The sequence below is a fragment of the Clostridium sp. 19966 genome, from assembly GCF_032335695.1.
Classification (GTDB): Bacteria; Bacillota; Clostridia; order Clostridiales; family Clostridiaceae; genus JACTOJ01.
In genome coordinates this window covers 98,466-121,533 of sequence record NZ_JACTOJ010000007.1, presented here as the reverse complement: position 1 = coordinate 121,533, position 23,068 = coordinate 98,466, and the positions used below count along the sequence as shown (strand labels likewise).

The following is a 23,068-nucleotide window of genomic DNA, read 5'->3' as shown; positions in this document are numbered from 1 at the left end:
GGAAGTATGAAGGGAATCAGATATTCACTAAGCGCTAATAAAGGCAATATTGAAATGAAGGAATGTGTTAATGCAGTTCACTGCTATAAAACTCATTTTCATAATGAATTTTCCATAGGGATTATCGAAAAGGGGACATCAAAATCAAAAATACATAATAGGGAATATATATTTGCTGAAGGTGATTTTTTAATAATCCCCCCTAATGTTCCTCATAAATGTACACCCATAGATTATAATGATTGGAATTTTAAGATGCTCTATTTGGATAAAGAATGGTTTCAGAAAGAATTTAATATAAAGAGCACAAATTTTATTTGCAGAAGATTGGATAAGCATATATACGAGAAAATACTTCGCTTTTTTACTCAAGATAAATACAATATTTTAGATATGGAGAAGGAGTCAGAACTTATAACTGTTATAGCCTCTTTAGTAGAAGCGGAAGTTGTAAATTCAGGCTTTTATTACAATAAACTTGCCAGGGTAGAAGAACACTTGAGGGAGAATTATTTAAGCTCCGTAACTCTTGGTGAATTAGCAGAAGCTTGCAATATGAGCAAATATTATTTAATAAAAAAGTTTGAAGAAAATTACGGATTGCCGCCGCATAAATATATCATTAATTTGCGTGTGAACAATGCAAAGAAGCTTCTGAGAAAAAGGAAAACTTTTGCCCAGGTAGCCTTGGAGAGTGGATTCTATGATCAGAGCCATTTTATTAAAGCCTTTAAAGCCTATACTGGAGTTACTCCTTTAGAATACATATGTAATACTTGAAAAAGGGGAAGGGTCCCCCAAACTAATTATCTTAAGGATGGAAGAGAGCCTGCTATGCTGTTAACTGTTTTTTTATCTCCGTATATACAGAGACCAAGATAATTCAAATCACTATAAGCAGCATTGGAAAGCTTTGACTTATACTCGTCATATATATTACATTTTTGAGCTACTTCGTTAAAGTCAATTATTACAATTTTATCATTATGCTTTTCTGTTATTACATTGTGAATTTTTTGGATTCCTTCTCTGCTGGAAGAGAGTATGGGAAGAGGTATATTAATTATGCCTTTATGAATAAATCCATCCATATCAGAAACATCGGGACCTATTATATCATCTATACAGTTGCTTAAACTGCAGCCTAATATGGCAGCGGTGTTGGCAATGAGACCTAAAGGCAGCTCTTTGTCGATTACAATGACACATTTTATGTTTTCATTATTCAAATTGAAAACCTCCTTTTAACACATTATTTTTAGGCTTTGTTTTAAAATGCTAATATTATCTTTTGGTTTTAGAGCAATTAAAGTCTATATAAATAGTCTCTTAAAACATAGCTTATTTTTAAAATATAAGGTATATGAAAAATTATATATAGTAAAAAATTGCGATAATTTTTAGTTGGAGGAAAATATTTATGAAGCTAAGAGATGAATTTACATGTCCGTTAGAATTAACTCATGATATGCTTAAGGGCAAATGGAAGCCAATAATATTGTGGAGACTTAGGCTTGGCAAAACTTCACTTTCAAGTTTAAAAAGAGATATTAATGGAATAAGCGAAAAAATGCTGCTTCAGCAGTTAAAGGAACTTATGAATTTTGGTTTTGTAGATAAAATATCCTATGAGGGATATCCTCTTAAAGTAGAATACTTTTTAACTGAAACAAGAGGAAAAAAGATAATGGAGGCACTTACTATAATGCAAAGCTTGGGAGTAGAATATATGATAGACAATGGTCAAGAATGTGTCTTGAAAGAAAGAGGAATAATATAATTAATACCCACTAAAAAGTAGGTAATTTACTATAAAAGCAGCAAAATATATAATATGCTTAAACTTATTATAGGAGGATTGAGAGAGATGAAGATAACAAGCTCTGGAATTATAAATGGTGTAATAGAAGACAAGTATGGAAAAAGAGGAAATAAATTTAATTCTGCAGATATTCCTACATATTCATTGCCAATTAAAATTGAAAATCAACCTGAAGGCACTGTATCCTTCGCCATACTCTTAGAAGATAGGGATGCTGTCCCCGTATGCGGATTTTCATGGATTCATTGGACCGCCGCTAATATATTAGAATCTGAATTAGAGGAAAATGCAAGTGTTACCAAAAAGAATTTTGTACAAGGAGTAAATAGCTGGTACAGTCCACTTGGAGAAACTTCTAAAGAATTATCTATGGGCTATGGTGGAATGGCACCTCCAGATGCACCTCATGTTTATGAGCTTCACGTATATGCCTTAGATACTAAATTGAACCTAGAAGAAGGGTTTTACATGAATGAAATGTTTAGAGCTATGGAAAGTCATATTTTAGATCAAGCTACTATAAAAGGGACTTATAGTAATTAGGCTATGTCTTAAGAGTATATCAACATTTTAAAATATAGCCATAAGGGTATTTTCTTATTGATATTAATTCATGAGAAAATACCCTTTATTTTATGCTTCAAATTCCAAAATCTAGTATATAAATTAATTTGGAGGCTCAAGTTTAATTAATAGTTATTTTTAGGATTTTAAATTAATACTCTGAAGGTTAGTATATAAGTGATATTTAATTTCGGAGGTGGAGACAATGAATATAGAATTTAGGAAACCAATAGAAAGTGACTCTAATGATATAGCTACATGGAAATATGAAGGAATATACTCTTTTTATGATAATGATAAAACAGAAACTAAGAAGCAATGGGCAAGAAATATGCATAATGAACAAAATACATTTACTATATACAATGAAAAAGGTGAGTTAATTGGTAATTGTAGTTTCAATTATGATGAGGAAGAAAATCAATTCATGCTTGGAGTACAAATGAGACCTGAATTGACGGGAAAGGGCATGGGCACAGAAATAGTAGAAGCTATAATCGCTTTTGGAAGGAAAGAATATAAGTTTAATAAGATAGCTTTGTTTGTTGCAAAATTTAATAGGAGAGCAATAACAATATATGAAAGATTGGTAAAGTATTTTTGCTTCAGTTCCGGTTTAAAGGAAGCATAATTATAAAACTTATTAATTGCCTTATAGAGCCAAAACTTGGATGAGAAGGCATTGTTGATGATGCCTTCGTCATGCTCAAGCCTTTATGATGGCTTTTTATTAGTAAATTATTTAAATTTTTTAGGAAACTGTCTAATTATGCCATCAGTAAGTATATCCGAGAACATTATCATGTGATCCTCGCCTTTGTCAAAGGCAGTAATATCTGAAATCCAATCTTTATTTAATCTAGCTACAACTTGAGCTGTAATATACTCTAGATGCCTATGCAGCATATCCTTTAGAACCTTATCTGAATAGTTTGGGTTGGCACTACTTAGAAAATCAGCTATCTGATCCGCATTTTCATACCATAATTTATTATATTTCTCAAAGTCAGCTTTATTGTCATTTTTAGCGGCATCGGTAACTTTCCCCGCAAGTTCTATATGTTCTCTTAACATAGCTGCAAGTTTATTTCCGGTTTCTTCTCCATAGTAAGGTTTTATTGAATTACCAATATCATCTTGGTTTTTAAGAAGCCTTTCCAATACTGGGCCTTTATCCTCAAGTGAAGCTAAATCACTTACAATAACACTTCTGGTCCATAAAACATGATCTATCCAAAGTTTTCTCTCTTCCCATATTAAATCACAGGCAGTTTTGTTATAAGTTATATCCTTAGGTGCTTTACCATCCAGAGTTTGAGCACTAACTGGTGTTAAGACTAAGGATAATGTAAATAGTGAGAACAATATATTTTTTAGGATTTTCTTCATTGCATATACTCCTTTAGTAATCATATTTAGATTTTAGTTTGTTCAAAACTCTATACATATATGCATTTTTTAGACAAATATTTTTAAGCAGTGATGATACCCTATATATAATGATGCAGATTATAGGATTCTCAGCTTGTTTAGCCGGATTTTTAAAGAGAGAATAAGAGTAACCACAATTCTTATTTCTTACGTCTTAACTGTTCTTTGCTATTATCTTTCTTAAAATTTCATATTACGAATTGCAGTATAATGATTTTTACATAGATAAATTTGTATATATGTAGTAAAATATTTATATAGAAATTAATAAGGGAGATGATGTTATGGTTATAAAGGATATCATGAAGACTAAAAATTACACAGTGAAAGTAAACGATACCATAGATGGGGTTTTAGCATTAATGAACAAGCTTCATATCAATGGACTTCCAGTAATTGATGAGTTAAATAATCTAGTGGGCATGGTTGTTAAAGCTGATATATATAGATTTATGACTAGTCCAGGACATTATGACAGCTGCCCGGTAGACTGGGTAATGTCAAAATCAGTAATAACTGTATCTCCTGAGGAAGATATTTTGGCAGCGGCTAAGAAGCTTAGAGAAAAGAACATAATTTCTATGCCGGTAGTTGAAGAAGGCAAGGTTATAGGGATCATAAGCATAGAAGACTTATTAGATTATTTTAGTACTCGAGATTAATTATATACATTCAGTAAAAAGCCCTGTTTGGTTTAAACAGGGCTTTTTATGACATTTGCAAATGAATAAAAGTTTCTTTGATAGTTTTTCAGCTGTTATAGGGCTTTAATGCAAACCTGGCTATGCTGGCGGTAAGAAGGATTACACCTAATATGCATAGGGCGGCTACATCGTTTAAGAGATAGCTAAAGCTTACCCCTTTGGTAATTATTCCTCTCAATATATTAAGAAAGTAGGTAAGTGGAAGTACATTTCCTATAAGCTGTATGAGCTTTGGCATGGCCTCTCTAGGAAAAACAAAGCCTGAAAGAAGAATGCTTGGAAGAAGCACAAGTATTGTAAGCTGCATTGCTTGAAGCTGAGTTTTGGATACAGTGGATATCAGTATGCCTATGGATAAAGCACATATTACGAAGCCAACTCCTAAAAATATGAGAAGCAGCAGATTTCCGTGGATTGGAACATTAAACCACTTTATGCCTAAGGCTAAGGACAGCAGAAAATCAAAGAAGCCTATGAAGATATAGGGAATGAGTTTTCCTAAAATTATTTCTGCTGATGTTAAGGGGGATACAGTAAGCTGTTCTATAGTTCCTCTTTCTCGTTCTCTAACTAGTGCAAAGGCTGTTAATAAAATGGTTATATTTTGCATTATAAGTCCTATCAAACCTGGAATAGTGAAACTTTGATTACTTAAGTCAGGATTGTATAGTACTTTTGTATTAACCTGAACTCCAGAGGCAAGGGCAGTCTTATTGAGCTTTTCATTCAATTGCTGCATCTTGTTAGCTCCATATTGCTGACCGGATATGACTCCGCTGCTAAAGGCAGTTCTTGCAGTAGTTGGATCTGAGCCATCTATTAGAAGCTGCACAGTTGACAGAGATTTATTTAAGAGCTTTGTACTGAAATCTGGAGGTATTATCAAAGCTGCATGGATTTTTCCTTTATCTATATTATCCTTAACTACTGTTATACTATTTTCCTTAGATACAATTTTAAAATACCCTGTGTTCTTAAAACTTTGAATTAATTCTCTGCTTTCTGTAGAGTTACTTTGATCTACCACCTGCATGGATATATTATCTAATTCTGTGTTTACTGCATATCCAAATAGGAGAATCATGATAATAGGCATCATTATGGCTATGCCAAAGCTGGCTCTATCACGTTTAAGCTGTATAAATTCTTTTTTTACTATGGATAAAAATCTTTGAAGATTCATACCTACATCTCCTTCCTAACCATCTTTTTTAGTTCCTCAAAGGAGTTCTGAATTTTTTCATTAGTGGTTTCTTCAACATATTTTATAAACACGTCCTCCAAATTATTGACATTTTCCTTTTCAATAAGTTCTTTGGGACTTCCAATAGCTATCAGCTTGCTATTGAATATGAAAGACAGCATATCGCAGCTTTCCGCCTCATCCATATAATGAGTAGTTACAAGAATGGTTATGCCTTCCTGAGAAAGGGTATAAATCATTTCCCAGAAAATTCTTCGCGAAACTGGATCCACTCCTGCAGTGGGTTCATCTAGTACTAATATTTCAGGAGTATGAATCAGTGCACAGCCTAGGGCAAGTCTTTGCTTCCAGCCTCCAGAAAGGTGTCCCGTGATATTATTTTCTCGTCCATTTAAGCCGGCCATTGCTATTATATATTTTTTTCTCTCTTCTCTCTGATTTTTGTTAAGTCCGTAAATTCCAGCATAGAAATTTAGATTTTCATTAACGGTAAGATCCTCATATAAACTAAATTTTTGCGACATATAACCTATTTTCGCTTTAATTTTTTCTCTATTCTTTCTTACATCGTAGCCAAGAACATAGGCAGTGCCGCTGGTAGGAGGAAGAACACCGCAAAGCATTCTTATAGTAGTAGATTTTCCAGAGCCATTAGGTCCTAAAAAACCATATATTTTTCCTTTTGGAACATTGAAGCTTATATTATCTACAGCGGTAAAATCAGCAAATTTTTTAGTAAGGGACTTTATTTCAATAGCATTAGTATTAGAATCCATAATAAATCACCTTACCTCTACATCTATAAGAGTTCCAGGGGAATATTGAAAATCATTAGGAAGCTTTACCTTTACTTCAAATACGGTATTATTTTTTTCATCCTTGGTTTCTGTATTTTTAGGAGTAAATTCCGCTTCGGGGGATATAAAGGAAATTTTGCCAGTCCCAACTTTGGAAGAGTTGTAATATAGATTTAATTTATCATTGAGCTTTATTGCATTACGTTTTGATTCTTGCACATATATTTTTATATATTTGCTGTTTGTATCTAAAACTTTAGCTATATTGCTGCCAGCTTGAACTATTTCACCCGCATTAACCAAAACATCAGCAACTATTCCATCATTTTGGCTTTTTATAACGCTTTTAGAAAGATTTAAATCTGCTAAATCATAATTTGCCTTTGCCTGCTTCAAAGAGCCTTCAGCCTGTTTCTTTTTATTATCATCAACAGAAGATGTCAGACTGTCGTATTGAGCTTGAGCTGCTTCTAGTGCTCCTTCAGCTTGATTCTTCTGCAACTGTAAGGCATCGGGATTTATTTTTGCAGCAATGCTATCTTTCTTTATATCGCTGCCTTCCTGTAAATCTACTTCATTTAATTTTCCGCTTATCTCAGAGGTTATATAGTAGCTGTTGCATTCTACAGTACCTGTGTATTTATCCTTATTTAAGTCTTTATTTGTACATGCTGCTAAGCTAAAGCATATGGAGACCAATAGAACATAAACTATCTTTTTATTTGCCAATTTAAACAACTCCTTTAAATTATTGCTTAGATATTCCGTGTAAAAACAAATCTACCATTTCATCTACTTGTTCTTCAGTGTTGAGCTTTACTAAGCCAGGAAAGAGGTGATTTTGAATTAAGTACATGCCAACCATTCCTATTAAAGTTCTTATCGCTATAAGTACATTGATGCTTCTGAAATTTTCCGAAACTATACCTTCTTCAATGAATTTTGCCAGTACATTTTTGCCAGCATGAACAAAATGCATAGTTACTGCTTCTTTTAGCTCTTGCTGATACTGTATTTCTGTCAAGATTATCCTATATACATCAATGTTTTTTTCAATTAATTTTATTCTGTCTAAAATTAGAATTTTTAATATTTCTTTTGGTGGCTTATCTTTGTTCTCAATTAATATATTTCCGACTTGTTTTTTTATCAATTCATCTGATAGCATTTGGGAGTAAGAAACAAATACTTTATTTAATAACTCTTTTTTATTTTTAAAGTATCTAAACAAGGTTCCTTCAGCTATGCCTGCCTCTTTAGCTATTTCACTGGTAGTAGCAGCATTAAAACCTTTCTCAGAAAATGTTTTAACCGCCGCTCTTAAAATTTCTTCTTCTCTGTTTTCCGCTGCTTTTCTTGCCATAGGGTCTAAAAGCCTCCTTTAGAATTAATGAGTGAGCACTCACTTATTATTATTATATATCTTGGTAGACATTTGTAAATACATTTTATGAAAAAAATTAACTTTTTTCTCAGCTTTTTTTAAGGAAACTCTCAGCTTAGATTAAATAAGGTTTTATATACTTTATCTATAAATAAAAAGTGTTTTTGTATAAGGGAGTTAGAAAAATGAGAAAGTTAATTAAATTTTTGCCTAATAGTATTACCGTTTCTAGAATTTTAATGACTTTTGTATTTGGATATAGTGCGTATTTACATGGGCATAATATTTTTTTATTAGCATTATTTTTAACTATATGCATATCTGATTTGTCAGATGGTAAAATAGCTAGAAAATTTCAGATTACTTCCGTTTTGGGAGCTAAATTGGATGTATTTGCAGATTTATTTTACATGTTAGTAGCCTATTCAGTATTTATAAGCTTGAAAATAATACCAGTGTGGTTTTTAACTTTTATATGCATTAAATTTATAGAGTTTACTATTACATCAAAAATAATAAGATTTTATGATACTACATCAGAAAATCCTTTTGTATTTGACAAAGTAGGAAGAATAGTTGCAGCAGTATTTTATATAATCCCTGGATTAGCTTGCATGTTTGATAGCTCAGCATATTTTATTAATTTAATTTTATATGTTACTTTAGCGGCTGGAATATACTCCTCTTATATGAGAATAAGAAGATGCTTTGTCCTATCTCCAATAAAAACTGTAGAGTTAACTATTAAATAGAGGTGTATGATATGAAAAAAAAATTAGGAATTTTAATAATTTTATTAAGTGTAATAATAACATATGTTTTTTGGTCCTTTGAAACTCCTACAAGAGTTATACCGTTGGTAACACAATATTCTCAGTTGCTTGCATCAATTTCTATGATATTCTTTGCAGCAATTAACTTTATATCTACTAGACATGAAGTTTTAGACAAGCTATTTGACGGAATGGATAAATCCTATATTTATCATAAATACCTTAGCATGTCAGCTTTGCTGTTAGTATTTATGCACGACTTAACTATAAGCATAGGAAAAAGAGTTCAGCATCAAGATGGAATAAGAATACCAAGAGATCCATATGCCATGTTTGGCAGCTTTAGCTTATATCTATTTATAATTTTAATTGCTACTGCTATTTTAGCTAAGAAATTAAATTACAGCAGGTGGAAGAACATTCATAAATTTATGATTTTTGCTTATGCTATGGGTATATATCACTACTATGGGAGTGCAGATTATGCTACATTAGGGTTAAGTCCATACAGTTTATGGATGGATGCTGTGAATTTAATAGGAATAGCTTCAGCTGTATATAGCGTATTTTTATATGAAATTATTGCTTTTAAATACAGATTCAAGGTTTCAAGCTTAAACATAGTGGCTAAAGATACTCTAGAGATTACAGGCAAGAGCTTAGGAAACAGCATAAGCTTTAGACCAGGACAATTTGCATTCCTAAAAGCAGTGAATGAGAATAATAAGTTTCTTTCCCATCCATTCACTATAAGTGAGGCACCTATCGAAGGAGAGATACAATTTACTATAAAAGGACTTGGAGATGACACAAAGAAGCTATTCGAAACCCTTAAGGTTGGAGACGAGTTTAAGGTAGCAGGACCTCATGGTAAATTCAATTACAGGGAAGGTGTTAAAAATCAAATCTGGATTGCAGGAGGGATTGGAGTTACTCCATTTAGAAGTTTTATGCAAGCTGGAGTTTCACAAAATTATTCTGTAGATTTCTTCTATGCTTATAATAATCCGGAGGAAGGTGCTTATACGGAAGAATTAGAAGCTTTGGCAGAAGATGAAAATGTGAGATTGCATTTATTTAATTCAAAAGAAAGAGGGTATGTAACTGTAGAGGCTATAAGCAATTATGTGAATAAGAATGAACCTATAGATGTTTATTTCTGCGGGCCAAAGCCTATGAGAGAAATACTTAAAAAGCAATTTAAAAATAGCGCACTTAATATAAAGGGCTTTCATTATGAACATTTTCAATTTAAATAAATAGCTATGTTTTAAAATTAGGGAGGTTAACATGAAAAAGAAATTTGGAATTTTGGTAATTATCTTGGGCATAATAATAACTTTTGATACTTGGATTTTCACAAAGCCTAATGAGAATATATCAACGATGTCTCAGTATTCTCAGCTTATAGCTTCTATAGCCCTGGTGTTATTTGCCATGATAAACTTTATATCCACTAGGCACAAAAGCTTAGATGATATATTTGATGGAATGGATAAATCATATATATATCATAAGTATCTAAGTATTTCTGCACTTTTACTAGTCTTAATCCATGATATAACAATCTATATAGGAGAAGGCTTTGCATTTGGAGATATGCTGAAAGCTCCATTAGACAAATATGCTTTGCTTGGAAGAATAAGCATGTATCTCTTTATATTCTTAGTTATAATCGCTATTGTAGCTAAAAAGCTAAATTATCAAAGATGGAAAAATATCCACAAGTTTATGATTTTAGCTTATGCTATGGGAATATATCATTATTACGGCAGTGCCAATTACGACACGTTTTCTTTAAGTTCCTATAGCATATGGATGAATCTAACTAATCTAATAGGTATAGCCTCTGCTATATATAGTATATTCTTATATGAAGCTGTTGCCTTTAAATATAGATTTAAAGTTGAAAAGCTTCAATTAGTTGCAAAGGGCACTCTTGAAATAACAGGAAAAAGTATAGGAAGAAGCATGAAGTTTGTACCAGGCCAATTCGCATTTTTGAAAATACCTAATGGGAAAAGCAAGTTTAACTCTCATCCCTTTACTATAAGTCAAGCTCCGAGAAAAGGACAGATACAATTTACTATAAAGGGTCTTGGAGATGATACCAATAAATTATTTAAGACTATCAAGCTTGGGGATGAATTTAAAGTGGCTGGGCCTCACGGAAAATTTGATTATAAGGAAGGAAGAAAAAATCAGATCTGGATTGCAGGAGGAATTGGAGTTACTCCTTTTAGAAGTTTCATGCAGGCTGGAATCCCTAAGAATTACTCTGTAGATTTCTTCTATGCTTATAATAATCCAGAAGAGGGAGCTTATACTGCAGAACTAAGTTCTTTGGCAAATGATGAAAATGTAAGATTACATTTATTCAATTCACAAAAGAATGGGTTCCTTAATGTAAATGCAATAAAAAAATATATGAATAACATAGGAGCACCTATAGATGTATATTTCTGCGGACCCCAGCCTATGAGAAACAGCCTAATGCAGCAATTTGAAGATAGTGATCTAAACATAAATGATTTTCATTACGAACATTTTCAATTTAAATAATAAGCTATGCTTTAAACACAATTCATAACTTTAATAATAATTTTTATCAAATGATATAAATTATTATTTACAATTCCGTATTATTAATATATTATATATTCTGTATTAAATGAAACGGATAAAATGAGGTGAGAGTTATGAGTGAAAAACCATATAGGGTTTTATTGTATTATAAATTTGTAACAATAGAGGATCCGCAGAAGTTCGCTGAGGAGCATCTAGCTTTCTGCAAGAAGCTTGGTTTGAAAGGCCGTATATTAGTGGCAAAAGAAGGTTTAAATGGAACAGTATCGGGTACTTATGAACAGACTCAAATATATATGGATGTGCTTCATGAGGATCATAGATTTTCTGATATGGTGTTTAAGATAGATGAAGAGGATAATATGGCTTTTAGGAAAATGCATGTTAGAGCTAGAAAAAGCATTATAACCCTTCTTCCAGAGGATGATGTTAATCCTAATGAAAAAGTAGGAACTTATCTTAAACCAGAGGAATGGTATGAAATGCTTCAAAGGGATGATGTAGTCATAGTGGATGGAAGAAATGGCTATGAATATGATCTTGGACATTTCAGAGGAGCCATAAAGGCAGAGGTGGAAAATTTTAAGGAATTTCCTGAATGGATTGATGAAAATCTATCTGAACATAAGGATAAAAAGATAATGACCTACTGCACTGGAGGCATAAGATGCGAAAAGCTTACGGGGGTGTTTTTAGAACATGGTTTTAATGAAGTTTATCATCTGGAAGGCGGCATAGTGACTTATGGTAAAGATGCAGATATTCAGGGAAGACTATGGGATGGAAAATGTTATGTATTTGATGATAGAATAGCTGTACCAATAAACCATACTGAGGAGGATGTTGTTATTTCAAAATGCATCCACTGCGGTGAAGCTACAGACAGATATATTAATTGCACTAATGACGATTGCCATCATCAGCATTTTTGCTGCGAAGCTTGTGAAGAAAAATATGAAGGCTTTTGCTCAGAGGAGTGCAGAGAATATATAAAAACTCACCCTCAGCGGGATGCTAGGGTGAGACTTAAACAAAAGCTAAAAATGTATAATGCTTACGGACAGCATCATCTTAAAGCTAAAGAAGTATCTGAAAAATTGAAGAAGCTAAGTTAATAAATTTTTGTTAGGAAGCCTTGGAGTTATCATCCATGGCTTCTTCAATTTCTGTTTCATTTATATTTAGTAATATGAATGAAAGTATAAGCACAATCACCGCAGCCCATATGGATTTAGCACCAACATTAAGAGTGAGGATTCCCCCCACAATAGCGCCTATGAAAAAGAAAAATATGACAGTAAAATATCTAGCTGATTTTATTAAAGCTTCTCTATCTTTTTTGGTAAAGGCAGAATAAGCAGCGATGGAAGCTGAACGAAGATTACCTGTGCAAAAGGTAGTAGCAAAAGGTACGTTAATCAATTTCTTAAAGGCGCAATATTGAAGAGACGCCACAAAAGAAATGCTGATATTTACTATATCATTTGGTACAGTATTTGGCACAAAACCTATTATAAAAAGAATTGCAGCTTCTATTATTAGCGTAGTACAAGGCAAGTCTCTTAAAAGTACTAAAGGAGGATGTTCTCTTAAAGTTTCAGACACAATGACACCGACAATAAAGGCTAATATAGGAAGTACATGAGTAAGGCTTTCTCTCCAGTTTCCGCTGATAGCACTTGAAGCTACCATGATTATATTACCTGTCTGTGCATTGGCAAAGACACCACCTCTGCCTATAAAAGTATATGCGTCTAAAAATCCTCCTACCGCTGCCAGTAGTATTCCAAGAGTAAGCGATTCTGCAGTTATCAAAGGAATATTTAGTTTCTTTTTTATATTAAAATGTATATTATTAACCAAAATTAAGGACTCCTTTCAGAGATGTAAACAAAAATTAGACCATAATTATTATACATCCCTTTTTGCTATATGTATAATACTATTAATATTATATAATTAATAGTATAAAGCTATAATCACTTTAGGAAGGAAGGATTTTTTATGGATTTTCATCAATGGGAATATATAATAGCTGTGGCTGAAGAGAAAAGCATTTCCAGAGCGGCAGAAAAACTTTATATATCACAGCCTTCTCTAAGTCAATATATAATAAGATTGGAAAACAGCCTGGGAGTAAAATTATTTAATAGAAGAGGAAATTCGATAACTCTTACCTTTGCAGGAGAGAAATACATAAGAACTGCTAAAAATATTATTAATTTAAATGAACAGCTGCAAAAGGAATTAAGCGATATCGTTGATTCTAAAATGGGAAGAATAAGGATAGGAATTCCAATACAAACTGGAAGGTATGTACTCCCTCTAATATTACCTGAGTTTCACAAGCAGTTTCCTGAGGTGGAAATAGTTATAGAGGAGGATGTTAAGGCTAAACTGGAGGAGCTTTTGATAAGTGATAAGATAGACATAGCCATAATATATCTTCCTATTCAATATGAACAGCTGGATTATGAAGCAATAACCCGAGAAAAAATATTTCTTGTAGCTCCAGAAAGGTATGAAAATTACATAAAAAATGATGGAAACAAAATTGGAAACATTAATTTTGATTCCTTCAAGCAAGAAAATTTTATACTTTTTAGGGAAGGTCAAAAAATGCGAGAAGCCTCTGATGAAATATTTAAAAAAGCTGATTTCAATCCCAAAGTACTTTTTGAGGTTACTAATCTTGATACGGCTCATAGAATTGCGATTCAGGGGATGGGATGTACTTTTATACCAGAGAATATTTTAAGTATTTTAAATATAGAGAAAGATAACAACTATTTTCTTATGGAGGATATAGAGTTTATTCTTGCTATAGCTTATAGGAAGGGAGAATATATATCTAAGGTTACCCAAGGCTTTATAGATATCTCAAAGAGTATTATGGCTAAAAAGTATGAAGATAAGATAGCTTATGAAAATTATATAAAAGTTTATATAAAAAATCGCAATAAATAAAGCAAGCTAAAAAATAGCTTGCTCTTTTTTATTGCAATCGAATTTGACAAAAATTAAATAAGTCATTATAATATATAACACAATATAAAATACCAATTATATCATAGCATATAACAAGAAAAAAGTCAATACTTTTGAGGAGGATTTTTATGAATCTGCCAGATTTTTTTAATCCACAAAAACTTTCAATAAGCCAGAGAAATATTGATGAAATACTTTCTTTAAATAAAGAAATGCACAAAGATTCTTTAACACTTGCAGAAGATGATGCCAAAGCAATTCTTAAAACTAGAGACAAATTACTAAACAACCTAGGAAGAGTTGATATTAACCTTGATACAACCAAAAAGATAATTATTTCCTTTAGCAGTTCTGCTTTTATCAATGATGAAAATTACTTATTTATATTAAATGATCTTCAAGAAGCTTTTTACTATATAAAAAATGAAACGGAAGATGCTATAGGAGATGATAAAATAATTGGATTGATGAAAGATGCTTTTGAAAATCAATGTGAAGGCTCTATAGAATTATTGAATGTAAATTTGGAGAAGTTTGCAAGAAATTTTAGAAGTGGAAGGATAAGTGATAATGAATAATATTGCTTGCGATAAAGATATTTTTAACCTGCAGAACATGGATAAAAATCAGTATGTAGTTTCATTAATAAAATCAGGGATGAAAATGGGGAAATTAGAGAATGAGGGACTGATGAGAATTCAGCTAGAGTTAATGGAATTACTTAAAGAGCATATAATGGACTACACCAATGGGGAAAGTTCATCCGTTACTGTTGAAACTACAGAAAGTCTTATGAACTCAATTTTATACGGTTTAGATTTTTACCTTTTAAGAATTAATGATCATCAACAGGCATTGGAAGAACTAAAAGAGAAGAATATGAAAAGTATGTATGAAAACGCATTAATAATGCTGCAGGATTATGTTAGGGACACAAAACAGCTTTATCTAAGGACAAAGAGAGACAGATTAAAAGTTGAAGTTGAAGCCTACAATTCTACGATAGATGAAGGTATAGAGATTTTTTTTCAAAAGTATAATATAGTTTTTTCCGCTCATAATGCCATGGCTAGTATTGATTATCCCTTAGTATTTGATGATATGAGGGTTAGGGGAATATCCTATATGGGTAATTATTTAGAAAACCTCAACATAGAAACAAAATTTTGCAAATTGTTTTCAGAGGAAACTATAAATAAGCTGCTTGAAGGCTTTGGAAGATTATGCAGGCTCAATCATAGAATCGAATTGATAAATATCTTTGAAGTTTTACTGAATAACTCTATATTTTCGGGTATGTGTGGAAAAAATGCAGATGAACTTTTTATTTCATATGAAGAATTCTATCAATTAAACAAGAGGATTATAAATATTGATGTCTTTTCAGTAAATTTACTTGTAGATAAAGCTGTGGAAAAAATAATTATTGATATGAAAATAGAGGATAAGAAGCTTATTGATTATATAACCAGCTACAAGGAATTATTTAAGAAGCGAATAAGCAACGCACTTAAAAATAATTGTTTGAATTCACTTGTTGTTATAGAGCAAGCTGAAGCTAAGAAATGTGAGTTTACTTTCGATAATGGACAAAGAATGGAGGATGCAGCTTTTAAGAAAATAATTAACAAACTATTAGAAGCGGGAAATATAGAAGAAAAAATTGATATTATAGATTCTGAAATTAATTCCCTTCAAGATTTTATTGATATGTTAGAAGGGGACTGTATTTTTGAAAATGAATATATGGAAATATTTAAGGCTTTGGGAGACATAGAATTAACCATATTGACAAAGATTGTTTTTTATGAGGAGCTTAGAGATTTTTCAAGGGATTTTAGGTGGCTTCTATCAATGGGAGATAGTAGTATGAAAGAAGAATGGAAAAGATATTTTACTAAATTTTTGGAGAGTCTGGATGAGAAAAAAGTTAAAAACATTGAAAAACTAATTAATGAAGTGGATTATGAGGAAATTAAGTTTTATTGATAAAATCATAATAATATTATAAAAAAGTTTTAAATAAGCTAAGGGATATAACTTATCTAAAACTTTATTTTAAAGTTAGCAATTTTACTTGATGCAAATTATATCACCGTTTGTGATTTCTTTTAATATACTTGGAGTCAATTTGAAAACTGCATGTGGAGTACCAGCTGCCGCCCATATTTCATCATATTGAAATAAATCTTCATCTATTACTGTGATGATGGGTTCCTTGTGGGCTATTGGCGGTATTCCACCTATTACAAAGCCTGTGTGCTCTAGGACAAAATCTGCATCAGCCTTTTCAAGCTTTTCACCTAGATGCGCTTTAACAGCTTTTTCGTTTACTCTATTAGAGCCGCTGGCCACTATTAGTATCGGCTTGCCAGATACCTTGCCTTTAAATATCAAGGATTTAGCGATTTGACTTACGGTGCAGCCTATGGCATCAGCTGCTTCCTGAGCTGTACGAGTGGAATCTGAAAGTTCTACTACATCTAGCTCATAATTAAATTTGTTAAGTACCTCCTGAACTTTTTGAGCGCTTTTACTTAATACAGATGACATGCTTATGCTGTTGTGGAAACCTTATGAATTTAAATAAAGGTTTTACAACAATTCACCTCCCTTATCTTAAACTAATAGCTGTATTGATATAGTAGTATGAAAAAGCCTAAATTAATAATAAATTTTCAGCTTATAGCTTTATTATACAACTAAATTAGCAAAAATAAGCAATAAATTTTGATAAAATGTGTTACTGATTATCTGATTAGCTTTTTTAAATCTTCCAGCCTTGTAACAGGTTCACTGCAAGTATAATTTTCACATACATAAGCTGTTGATTTACCATCTACAGCGGAATAATTTGAAATAAAATTAGATATTTTCTTGATTTTTTCATCTTCTAGAGAATAATATATGGAAGAAGAGAATGGGGAGTAGATGCTGTTTATATAATTTATAAATTCCTTTGAAGTTTCTTCATTTTCACCTTTGACTATTACTATTTCCTTTGTCTTGCTGCGAGATAGCAGAAATGCTGTTAGACATAGAGAATAAGCCATAGGATGGCTGGATATTTCTCTTCCAAAGGCTTTGAAGACTTCTTCTGCCTTATCCTCTAAATCATATCTGCCTGTAAGCCTAGATAAATTTATAAAATTTAAAGCGGCAGCAGAATTAGCGGATGGGATAGCGCCGTCGTATATTTCCTTTGGTCTTGAAATAAGTTTTTCTCCGTGACTTCCATAAAGAAATAATCCTCCGCTTTTCTCATCCCAAAAGTATTTGATGAGATCTTCATTAAGCTTCAAAGCTTTTTCCAGATAATCAGAATTATAGGTAGCTTCATATAATTCTATAAGTCCCCATATTAAAAAGGCGTAATCTTCTGCATAGGCATTAAGAGCTGAATTGCCATCTCTATACCTTGCCATAAGAAGTCCGTTTTTATCTATTAAATTTTTAAATATAAAATTCACTGATTTCTCGGCAGCAGAAATATACTCATCTTCCTTTAGTGTCCTTCCGCAATAGGCTAGAGCGGCAATCATAAGCCCATTCCAGGAAGTGAGAATCTTATCGTCCTTGTGTGGATGAACTCTTTTTTCTCTATATTTAAATAATATATTTTTACAGCTTTTTATAAATTCAGCGTCTTCTTTTGGAATAGATTTTTTTATTAAATTAGGAATGTTTTTTCCTTCAAAGTTTCCTGTTTCGGTTATATTGAAATAATCAGAGAATTTGTTTCCAGCTTCTCTTCCGAGTAAATCAATTATCTCAGCTAAGCTCCATACATAAAACTTACCTTCAATGCCTTCTGAATCAGCATCTTCTGCACAGTAGAATCCTCCCTCTTCTGAAGTCATATCTCTTAATATATAATCTATTATTTCTTTAGCAATACCCGAATATTTTCTATCTCTAGTGGCTTTAAAGGCTTCAGTATAGGTAAAGGCAAGCAGAGCATTATCATACAGCATCTTTTCAAAATGGGGAACAAGCCATTTCCTATCTGTAGAATATCTGCTAAAGCCTCCTCCAATGTGATCATAGATTCCGCCAGAATACATAGAATCCAGAGTCTTAGTGGCTATTTTTAAAGCATCTTCATCTTTGAAGGCATGAGAGTATCTCATGAGAAAAATTAAATTATGCGGTGTTGGAAATTTTGGAGAAGAACCAAAGCCTCCATAATAATTATCAAAATCATCTTTGAATTGATTAAAGGCTTCGCCAAAGATTTTTTCAGCTAGCTGTCCTTTTGAGCTCGCATCTGTAACTAATGCATTGGCTATTCGCTCACTAGACTTTAATAAAGCTTCTTTATTTTTTTCCCAGGTGTTAGTCACCTCGTTAAGAATATTTATTAAGCCCTTCATTCCCATTCTTCTATTTTTAGGAATATAGGTAGCAGCAAAAAACGGCTTTTGTTCTGGAGTCATAATTATGGTTAGCGGCCAGCCTCCGCTGCCTGTAAGAGCTATGCAGGCGTTCATATAGATTTGGTCTATATCTGGTCTCTCTTCTCTGTCCACTTTTATAGCTATAAAATTTTTATTTAGTATATCAGCCACTTCATTATCTTCAAAGCTTTCGTTTTCCATTACATGGCACCAATGGCAGGTGGAATAGCCTATAGAAAGAAATATAGGTTTATCTTCTGATTTAGCCCTGTCAAAGGCTTCGTAATTCCAGGAATACCAATTCACAGGATTATAGGCGTGTTGGAGAAGATAAGGACTTTTTTCATTAATCAATGGATTCGGCATTTTATTTTTAATAGGCATATCATCACATTCTTTCATAATATTTTGGATCTGTTTTAAAATGTTGATATTATCTTTGGAGTTTCAGAGCAATCAAAGTCTTTATCAACATTTTTTTAAAATATAGCCAACATTTTTAGTAGTATTTCCATTTAAATTAGAATTAACTAATTTAATTGAATGTATGTATGCTAAAATAAATAATAGTTTATAATGAATTATCATAAGCACTTAAATTATAATAAATTGCAGAATATTACTGTAAAAAGCATAAATATATTAATAATTGCTAGTAGAAATACTATTAACAGTCTATTAGATGAGTTAGTATGCTTTAGCTTTATACATATCCTAATGCTAGAAAACAGCACCACTAAATATAGAACTATCAAGATGAATCCGAACATATAATTTTCACTCCTCACAAGTAACTAAAATTTGAAATTATTTTAAAATAATACTTCTTAATATAACATTTACTTATTTTATAAGTAAATGCGATTGCAAAAAAGTATAAAATTAGCAAAAATCCTATTTAGATTTAATAGCGGAGAAGATGAAAAAACAGAACTATCATAAAAAATAGTTCTGTTTTTTATATGTAGATTTCAAAGAATTACTTTAGCCTGCTTAGGATATCATCTATATGACCATCTACTTTAACTTTTCTGTATATTTTAAATACTATGCCAGTTTCATCTATTAGAAAGGTACTTCTTTCTATTCCTATACTTTTTTTCCCATACATATTTTTTTCTTTTAATACCTCATAGAGATTACATACTTCCTCCTTTTCATCTGAAAGAAGAACAAAAGGTATATTTAATTTATCAATAAATTTATCGTGAGAGTTTAGGCTGTCACGGCTAACACCTAGAATAACAGCATTTAAATCGTTAAAATCATCAAAATTGTCTATAAAGCATTGCGCTTCCTTTGTACAGCCTGGAGTATTATCCTTTGGATAAAAATATAATACAACCTTTTTACCTGCATAATCTTCTAGGGAATGCTCTTTTTTATCAGATCCTATTAGTGTGAAATTAGGAGCCTTTATGCCTTCTTTAATTTCCATATAAATCACCGCCTTAAAATATTACTATAATTATTATATAATAATAATTATTATTTATCAATATGCTTAAAAAAATTTGATTTATGAAAAAACAGAAAAGCATAATCAGAAAAACTGTTGAACATAATAAGAAATAAAGGAAGACACCTTTAATAATTTTTACGAAGGAGATGTGGATTCATGAAAAGCAAACCAGATGATAGACGGGACAATGTGGATAGAATTCAAAGAAACATAAGTAATACTATAGAAAATATTCATTTAACAGATGAAATGATAGAAAAAACAGATGATGCTAAAACAAGACAGGATTTAGAAGAAAAAAATGATAGAAGACAAGAAGCTTTGGATGGAATGCGAGTAGAAATAAAAGATGAAGCAATAGCTAAAAAAAGAGGATATAAATGTTAAAGCTCCGCTTAGCTGGAGAGGATATGTTTTAAAATGTTGATATTATCCTTACAGGTTCTTAACGATTATAAATCTATATCAACATCACTTTAAAATATAGCTTTATTAAAAAATGCGTATAAATTCTTTGAATTTTATATGCATTTTTTATTTTTGTGATAATATTGGTATTAAATTCGCAATTATGTTAGAATGGTAATATTAAGTAACGAAAGAGGGGCTAATATGGGGAATTATAGTGTTTTTTTGCCAAGTTATACAGTCGGTACAGATGCTTATGATGAAGTCAAAAAAATTTGTGTTAACTTTGGAAAAAAGATAGTTGTCATAGGAGGAAAAACAGCTTTAGAAAAGGCAAAGCTGAAGCTTCAGGAATCAATTTTAGGTACTTCATTAGAGATAATCGACAGCTTATGGTATGGAGGAGATTCTTCCTATGAAAATGTGGAACTTCTAAAAAACAATTCTGTAGTACTTGAAGCAGACATGATTTTTGCTGTAGGCGGAGGAAGAGCATTAGATACCTGTAAGGTACTAGCTGATCAATTGGGTAAGCCTATATTTACCTTTCCTACCATAGCATCTAATTGTGCTGCCTGTACATCAGTGTGTGTTATGTATGACAGCGAAGGAGTATTCAAGGAATTATATTTTCCAAAGAAACCTGCTAATCATGCTTTCATATGTACTGAAATAATTGCAGAAGCACCTAAGGTATTTTTGTGGGCTGGCATTGGGGATGCCTTAAGCAAACAATATGAATGTACCTTTTCTTCTAGAAATGATGAGCTTGAGCATTTTAATGCTCTTGGAGTTCAAATAAGCAGAATATGCACCGAACCTTTATTGAAAAATGGTGAACAAGCTCTGAAGGATTGTGAAAATAAGGTTGCCAGCTATGAGTTAGAGCAGGTAGCGCTAGACATCATAATAAGTACAGGACTTGTATCAAATCTTGTTATAAATGATTACAACAGCTGCTTAGCACATTCGATATACTATGGTATGACTCAGTTAAAGCAGATTGAAAAAAATCATTTGCATGGAGAAGTTGTTTCTTATGGAGTTTTAGTTATGCTTCTGTGTGATAAACAGTTTGATGAATTAAAAAAAGTATATGAGTTTAGCAAAAGAGTTGGACTTCCTACTAAGCTATCAGATTTAGAGGTAAATGAGGATGAATTGCCTATAGTAATTAATAAAGCCCTTGAAACTGGAGATATAGTTCATGTGCCTTATAAAATTACTTATGAAATGATAGAAGCTTCAATTTTAAAATTGGAGGAATATACTTTATAGCGTTGCAAGGAGCTGTCGCAAAGAGATTATTTATTCTATCCAATTAAGAAGCAAGAGGTAAAAATTAATAGTTATTGAGGAAATCGTCTCTTTGTGAGTCGATTTTTTTTACCTTTATTTTTACTTATCTATATAACTAGCTATCGCGATATCAAGATAGCTAGTTTCCTTTTTCTACCGTTTTATCTACAGATATGCTTATAATTGACGTAATTTCGCTACAGCTTCAATGTTTTTGGAGTAGTTCTGTAGCAGTTTTTTATTGCAACTCTAGGTTGTCAAATTTGCAAATTTTGCTTTATAGAAACAGCAAATATATATTGGTATACTTTAAGCAGAGGTGATTTAAATGAGTTTTCAGGAAAAATTACAGAAGCTACGAAAAGATAAAGGATTTTCACAGGAGGATTTAGCAGAAAAATTAGGAGTATCCAGGCAGGCTGTGGCAAAGTGGGAAAGCGGACAGTCCTATCCTGAAATAGATAAAATTATTTCCATCAGCAAGCTTTTTAATATAACTATAGATAATTTGTTAAAGGATTTTCAAAAGAAATGTGAAGAAAATAAAGCAGAATCAATTAATAAAATAGATGATGCCATGCTGGAATTTTTGTGTAGAGCTAAGAAGGCCACTTATGCAGGAGAAATGAACGAAGCTGAAAGTTCAAGGCCTAAATCTAAGGATTTTCAATATTCTGAGGGAAGGTTTAAATATATAGATACTTATCTAGGAGGAGAAAAGTTTGCTGGAGAAGAGGCAGTTTGGAAGGAGGGTGACCCAATATGGGCAATGAATTATGTAGGAAGAATAGTAGCAGAAGGGTTTTCTGGAAAGTTCCTAAAAGAAGCCTTAAAGCTTTCGAGTAAAGAAAGACCTTATAGGGGGCCGGCTATATACGAAAATGGAGATTATAAATATCACTGCATTGTTACTGGAGATATGGAATGGTTTCAAGGCTATGAGGAAATTTATTATGCAGATATAAAGGTGTATGAATGTTTTTTTCATGGAGGAAGCATCTAAAGTTGTACTTTGGTGTGGAAACCTTAAATTGTTAAAAATACATATTGACAAAGAAAAAATAATTGATAAAATAAAGTTAGCACTCAATAGTTAAGAGTGCTAATAACAAGAATCTTAATGCTTGCTATAATGCTATTTAATTGAACAGAAAAGTAGTAGCAGCGGCTTATTTAAGTACAATAACCACGCCATTACAATTCTGGGCGTGGTTTTATTTTGAAAATATTTAATAAGAAAGGACATGGT

Annotated in this window: 25 protein-coding genes; 15 read left to right on the top strand and 10 right to left on the bottom strand. The window is 31.9% G+C overall.

The genetic code is table 11. The annotated features are described in order from the left end of the window. Nucleotides 1–6 precede the first annotated feature (6 nt). Entirely contained in the window at nt 7–780 is a 774-nt protein-coding gene (locus tag IAI10_RS09275; protein ID WP_315673028.1) for an AraC family transcriptional regulator, read from the top strand. 26 nt (nt 781–806) lie between these two features. Here the strand turns inward: IAI10_RS09275 and IAI10_RS09270 are convergent, their stop codons facing one another. After that, nucleotides 807–1,229 carry a DUF2000 domain-containing protein gene (locus IAI10_RS09270; protein WP_315673027.1) on the bottom strand — a complete coding sequence of 141 codons (423 nt, stop codon included), beginning with the start codon at nt 1,227–1,229 and terminating at the stop codon, nt 807–809. A 191-nt stretch (nt 1,230–1,420) separates the two neighbouring features. Between IAI10_RS09270 and IAI10_RS09265 the strand changes: the two genes are divergently transcribed. From IAI10_RS09265 to IAI10_RS09255, 3 genes are all read left to right on the top strand, one after another. Then, nucleotides 1,421–1,780 carry a helix-turn-helix domain-containing protein gene (locus tag IAI10_RS09265; protein ID WP_315673026.1) on the top strand — a complete coding sequence of 120 codons (360 nt, stop codon included), beginning with the start codon at nt 1,421–1,423 and terminating at the stop codon, nt 1,778–1,780. A gap of 87 nt (nt 1,781–1,867) precedes the next feature. Beyond that, nucleotides 1,868–2,365: a YbhB/YbcL family Raf kinase inhibitor-like protein gene (locus IAI10_RS09260; RefSeq protein WP_315673025.1), complete on the top strand. Its 498-nt coding sequence runs from the start codon at nt 1,868–1,870 to the stop codon at nt 2,363–2,365. A 226-nt stretch (nt 2,366–2,591) separates the two neighbouring features. Next, on the top strand, nt 2,592–3,017 hold the full coding sequence (locus IAI10_RS09255; protein WP_315673024.1) for a GNAT family N-acetyltransferase: 426 nt from the start codon (nt 2,592–2,594) through the stop codon (nt 3,015–3,017). Between the two features lie 107 nt (nt 3,018–3,124). Here IAI10_RS09255 and IAI10_RS09250 read toward each other — a convergent pair whose 3' ends face one another. Continuing rightward, on the bottom strand, nt 3,125–3,775 hold the full coding sequence (locus IAI10_RS09250; protein ID WP_315673023.1) for a glycosyltransferase: 651 nt from the start codon (nt 3,773–3,775) through the stop codon (nt 3,125–3,127). Nucleotides 3,776–4,101: 326 nt separating this feature from the next. Between IAI10_RS09250 and IAI10_RS09245 the strand changes: the two genes are divergently transcribed. After that, nucleotides 4,102–4,479, top strand: coding sequence for a CBS domain-containing protein (locus IAI10_RS09245; protein ID WP_315673022.1), 378 nt, complete (start codon nt 4,102–4,104; stop codon nt 4,477–4,479). 88 nt (nt 4,480–4,567) lie between these two features. Here the strand turns inward: IAI10_RS09245 and IAI10_RS09240 are convergent, their stop codons facing one another. The 4 genes from IAI10_RS09240 to IAI10_RS09225 are packed head-to-tail and all read right to left on the bottom strand — an operon-like array spanning nt 4,568 to nt 7,885. Continuing rightward, entirely contained in the window at nt 4,568–5,704 is a 1,137-nt protein-coding gene (locus tag IAI10_RS09240; RefSeq protein ID WP_315673021.1) for an ABC transporter permease, read from the bottom strand. Between the two features lie 2 nt (nt 5,705–5,706). Beyond that, a complete protein-coding gene (locus IAI10_RS09235; RefSeq protein ID WP_315673020.1) occupies nt 5,707–6,501 on the bottom strand; it encodes an ABC transporter ATP-binding protein in 795 nt (264 codons plus the stop codon). 6 nt (nt 6,502–6,507) lie between these two features. Then, the gene (locus IAI10_RS09230) at nt 6,508–7,251 is read right to left on the bottom strand and encodes an HlyD family efflux transporter periplasmic adaptor subunit (RefSeq protein ID WP_315673019.1); all 744 of its coding nucleotides are present in this window, start codon (nt 7,249–7,251) and stop codon (nt 6,508–6,510) included. Between the two features lie 19 nt (nt 7,252–7,270). After that, nucleotides 7,271–7,885: a TetR/AcrR family transcriptional regulator gene (locus IAI10_RS09225; protein ID WP_315673018.1), complete on the bottom strand. Its 615-nt coding sequence runs from the start codon at nt 7,883–7,885 to the stop codon at nt 7,271–7,273. 206 nt (nt 7,886–8,091) lie between these two features. Here IAI10_RS09225 and IAI10_RS09220 point away from each other — a divergent pair, with 206 nt between their 5' ends. The 4 genes from IAI10_RS09220 (at nt 8,092) to IAI10_RS09205 (ending at nt 12,380) form a co-directional block, all read left to right on the top strand. Beyond that, entirely contained in the window at nt 8,092–8,658 is a 567-nt protein-coding gene (locus IAI10_RS09220) for a CDP-alcohol phosphatidyltransferase family protein (RefSeq protein WP_315673017.1), read from the top strand. 11 nt (nt 8,659–8,669) lie between these two features. After that, on the top strand, nt 8,670–9,938 hold the full coding sequence (locus tag IAI10_RS09215; RefSeq protein ID WP_315673016.1) for a ferric reductase-like transmembrane domain-containing protein: 1,269 nt from the start codon (nt 8,670–8,672) through the stop codon (nt 9,936–9,938). A 31-nt stretch (nt 9,939–9,969) separates the two neighbouring features. Beyond that, the gene (locus IAI10_RS09210) at nt 9,970–11,241 is read left to right on the top strand and encodes a ferric reductase-like transmembrane domain-containing protein (RefSeq protein WP_315673015.1); all 1,272 of its coding nucleotides are present in this window, start codon (nt 9,970–9,972) and stop codon (nt 11,239–11,241) included. A 137-nt stretch (nt 11,242–11,378) separates the two neighbouring features. Then, nucleotides 11,379–12,380: a rhodanese-related sulfurtransferase gene (locus tag IAI10_RS09205; RefSeq protein WP_315673014.1), complete on the top strand. Its 1,002-nt coding sequence runs from the start codon at nt 11,379–11,381 to the stop codon at nt 12,378–12,380. A 10-nt stretch (nt 12,381–12,390) separates the two neighbouring features. Here IAI10_RS09205 and IAI10_RS09200 read toward each other — a convergent pair whose 3' ends face one another. Next, the gene (locus IAI10_RS09200) at nt 12,391–13,131 is read right to left on the bottom strand and encodes a YoaK family protein (protein ID WP_315673135.1); all 741 of its coding nucleotides are present in this window, start codon (nt 13,129–13,131) and stop codon (nt 12,391–12,393) included. A gap of 138 nt (nt 13,132–13,269) precedes the next feature. Between IAI10_RS09200 and IAI10_RS09195 the strand changes: the two genes are divergently transcribed. From IAI10_RS09195 to IAI10_RS09185, 3 genes are all read left to right on the top strand, one after another. Further along, nucleotides 13,270–14,232, top strand: a complete 963-nt coding sequence (locus IAI10_RS09195) for a LysR family transcriptional regulator (protein ID WP_315673013.1) — start codon at nt 13,270–13,272, stop codon at nt 14,230–14,232. A gap of 149 nt (nt 14,233–14,381) precedes the next feature. Further along, on the top strand, nt 14,382–14,831 hold the full coding sequence (locus IAI10_RS09190; RefSeq protein WP_315673012.1) for a DUF6323 family protein: 450 nt from the start codon (nt 14,382–14,384) through the stop codon (nt 14,829–14,831). After that, nucleotides 14,824–16,242, top strand: a complete 1,419-nt coding sequence (locus tag IAI10_RS09185; RefSeq protein ID WP_315673011.1) for a DUF6179 domain-containing protein — start codon at nt 14,824–14,826, stop codon at nt 16,240–16,242. Before IAI10_RS09190 ends, IAI10_RS09185 begins: the two co-directional genes overlap by 8 nt. Nucleotides 16,243–16,326: 84 nt before the next feature. Here IAI10_RS09185 and IAI10_RS09180 read toward each other — a convergent pair whose 3' ends face one another. From IAI10_RS09180 to IAI10_RS09170, 3 genes are all read right to left on the bottom strand, one after another. Beyond that, a complete protein-coding gene (locus IAI10_RS09180) occupies nt 16,327–16,806 on the bottom strand; it encodes a YbaK/EbsC family protein (protein ID WP_315673010.1) in 480 nt (159 codons plus the stop codon). 197 nt (nt 16,807–17,003) lie between these two features. Then, nucleotides 17,004–19,034 (bottom strand): thioredoxin domain-containing protein, encoded by a 2,031-nt coding sequence (locus IAI10_RS09175; RefSeq protein ID WP_315673009.1) that lies wholly within the window; start codon nt 19,032–19,034, stop codon nt 17,004–17,006. Nucleotides 19,035–19,629: 595 nt separating this feature from the next. After that, nucleotides 19,630–20,088 (bottom strand): peroxiredoxin, encoded by a 459-nt coding sequence (locus IAI10_RS09170; protein ID WP_315673008.1) that lies wholly within the window; start codon nt 20,086–20,088, stop codon nt 19,630–19,632. Between the two features lie 180 nt (nt 20,089–20,268). On the opposite strand from IAI10_RS09170, the gene tlp reads away from it, so the two are divergent. The 3 genes from tlp (at nt 20,269) to IAI10_RS09155 (ending at nt 22,822) form a co-directional block, all read left to right on the top strand. After that, the gene (tlp, locus tag IAI10_RS09165) at nt 20,269–20,499 is read left to right on the top strand and encodes a small acid-soluble spore protein Tlp (RefSeq protein ID WP_315673007.1); all 231 of its coding nucleotides are present in this window, start codon (nt 20,269–20,271) and stop codon (nt 20,497–20,499) included. 225 nt (nt 20,500–20,724) lie between these two features. Further along, nucleotides 20,725–21,798 carry an iron-containing alcohol dehydrogenase family protein gene (locus IAI10_RS09160; protein ID WP_315673006.1) on the top strand — a complete coding sequence of 358 codons (1,074 nt, stop codon included), beginning with the start codon at nt 20,725–20,727 and terminating at the stop codon, nt 21,796–21,798. A gap of 349 nt (nt 21,799–22,147) precedes the next feature. Then, on the top strand, nt 22,148–22,822 hold the full coding sequence (locus IAI10_RS09155) for a DUF5680 domain-containing protein (protein WP_315673005.1): 675 nt from the start codon (nt 22,148–22,150) through the stop codon (nt 22,820–22,822). The last annotated feature ends 246 nt before the right edge of the window (nt 22,823–23,068 follow it).

Excerpts from the sequence above, each read along its gene's own strand:
- tlp (WP_315673007.1), top strand. The coding sequence starts at position 20,269 with ATGAAAAGCAAACCAGATGATAGACGGGACAATGTGGATAGAATTCAA.
- IAI10_RS09255 (WP_315673024.1), top strand. The coding sequence starts at position 2,592 with ATGAATATAGAATTTAGGAAACCAATAGAAAGTGACTCTAATGATATA.
- IAI10_RS09190 (WP_315673012.1), top strand. The coding sequence starts at position 14,382 with ATGAATCTGCCAGATTTTTTTAATCCACAAAAACTTTCAATAAGCCAG.
- IAI10_RS09215 (WP_315673016.1), top strand. The coding sequence starts at position 8,670 with ATGAAAAAAAAATTAGGAATTTTAATAATTTTATTAAGTGTAATAATA.
- IAI10_RS09240 (WP_315673021.1), bottom strand. The coding sequence starts at position 5,704 with ATGAATCTTCAAAGATTTTTATCCATAGTAAAAAAAGAATTTATACAG.
- IAI10_RS09275 (WP_315673028.1), top strand. The coding sequence starts at position 7 with ATGAAGGGAATCAGATATTCACTAAGCGCTAATAAAGGCAATATTGAA.
- IAI10_RS09225 (WP_315673018.1), bottom strand. The coding sequence starts at position 7,885 with ATGGCAAGAAAAGCAGCGGAAAACAGAGAAGAAGAAATTTTAAGAGCG.
- IAI10_RS09245 (WP_315673022.1), top strand. The coding sequence starts at position 4,102 with ATGGTTATAAAGGATATCATGAAGACTAAAAATTACACAGTGAAAGTA.
- IAI10_RS09170 (WP_315673008.1), bottom strand. The coding sequence starts at position 20,088 with ATGGAAATTAAAGAAGGCATAAAGGCTCCTAATTTCACACTAATAGGA.
- IAI10_RS09210 (WP_315673015.1), top strand. The coding sequence starts at position 9,970 with ATGAAAAAGAAATTTGGAATTTTGGTAATTATCTTGGGCATAATAATA.
- IAI10_RS09260 (WP_315673025.1), top strand. The coding sequence starts at position 1,868 with ATGAAGATAACAAGCTCTGGAATTATAAATGGTGTAATAGAAGACAAG.
- IAI10_RS09220 (WP_315673017.1), top strand. The coding sequence starts at position 8,092 with ATGAGAAAGTTAATTAAATTTTTGCCTAATAGTATTACCGTTTCTAGA.
- IAI10_RS09180 (WP_315673010.1), bottom strand. The coding sequence starts at position 16,806 with ATGTCATCTGTATTAAGTAAAAGCGCTCAAAAAGTTCAGGAGGTACTT.
- IAI10_RS09235 (WP_315673020.1), bottom strand. The coding sequence starts at position 6,501 with ATGGATTCTAATACTAATGCTATTGAAATAAAGTCCCTTACTAAAAAA.
- IAI10_RS09185 (WP_315673011.1), top strand. The coding sequence starts at position 14,824 with ATGAATAATATTGCTTGCGATAAAGATATTTTTAACCTGCAGAACATG.
- IAI10_RS09175 (WP_315673009.1), bottom strand. The coding sequence starts at position 19,034 with ATGCCTATTAAAAATAAAATGCCGAATCCATTGATTAATGAAAAAAGT.
- IAI10_RS09265 (WP_315673026.1), top strand. The coding sequence starts at position 1,421 with ATGAAGCTAAGAGATGAATTTACATGTCCGTTAGAATTAACTCATGAT.
- IAI10_RS09195 (WP_315673013.1), top strand. The coding sequence starts at position 13,270 with ATGGATTTTCATCAATGGGAATATATAATAGCTGTGGCTGAAGAGAAA.
- IAI10_RS09205 (WP_315673014.1), top strand. The coding sequence starts at position 11,379 with ATGAGTGAAAAACCATATAGGGTTTTATTGTATTATAAATTTGTAACA.
- IAI10_RS09155 (WP_315673005.1), top strand. The coding sequence starts at position 22,148 with ATGAGTTTTCAGGAAAAATTACAGAAGCTACGAAAAGATAAAGGATTT.
- IAI10_RS09160 (WP_315673006.1), top strand. The coding sequence starts at position 20,725 with ATGGGGAATTATAGTGTTTTTTTGCCAAGTTATACAGTCGGTACAGAT.
- IAI10_RS09250 (WP_315673023.1), bottom strand. The coding sequence starts at position 3,775 with ATGAAGAAAATCCTAAAAAATATATTGTTCTCACTATTTACATTATCC.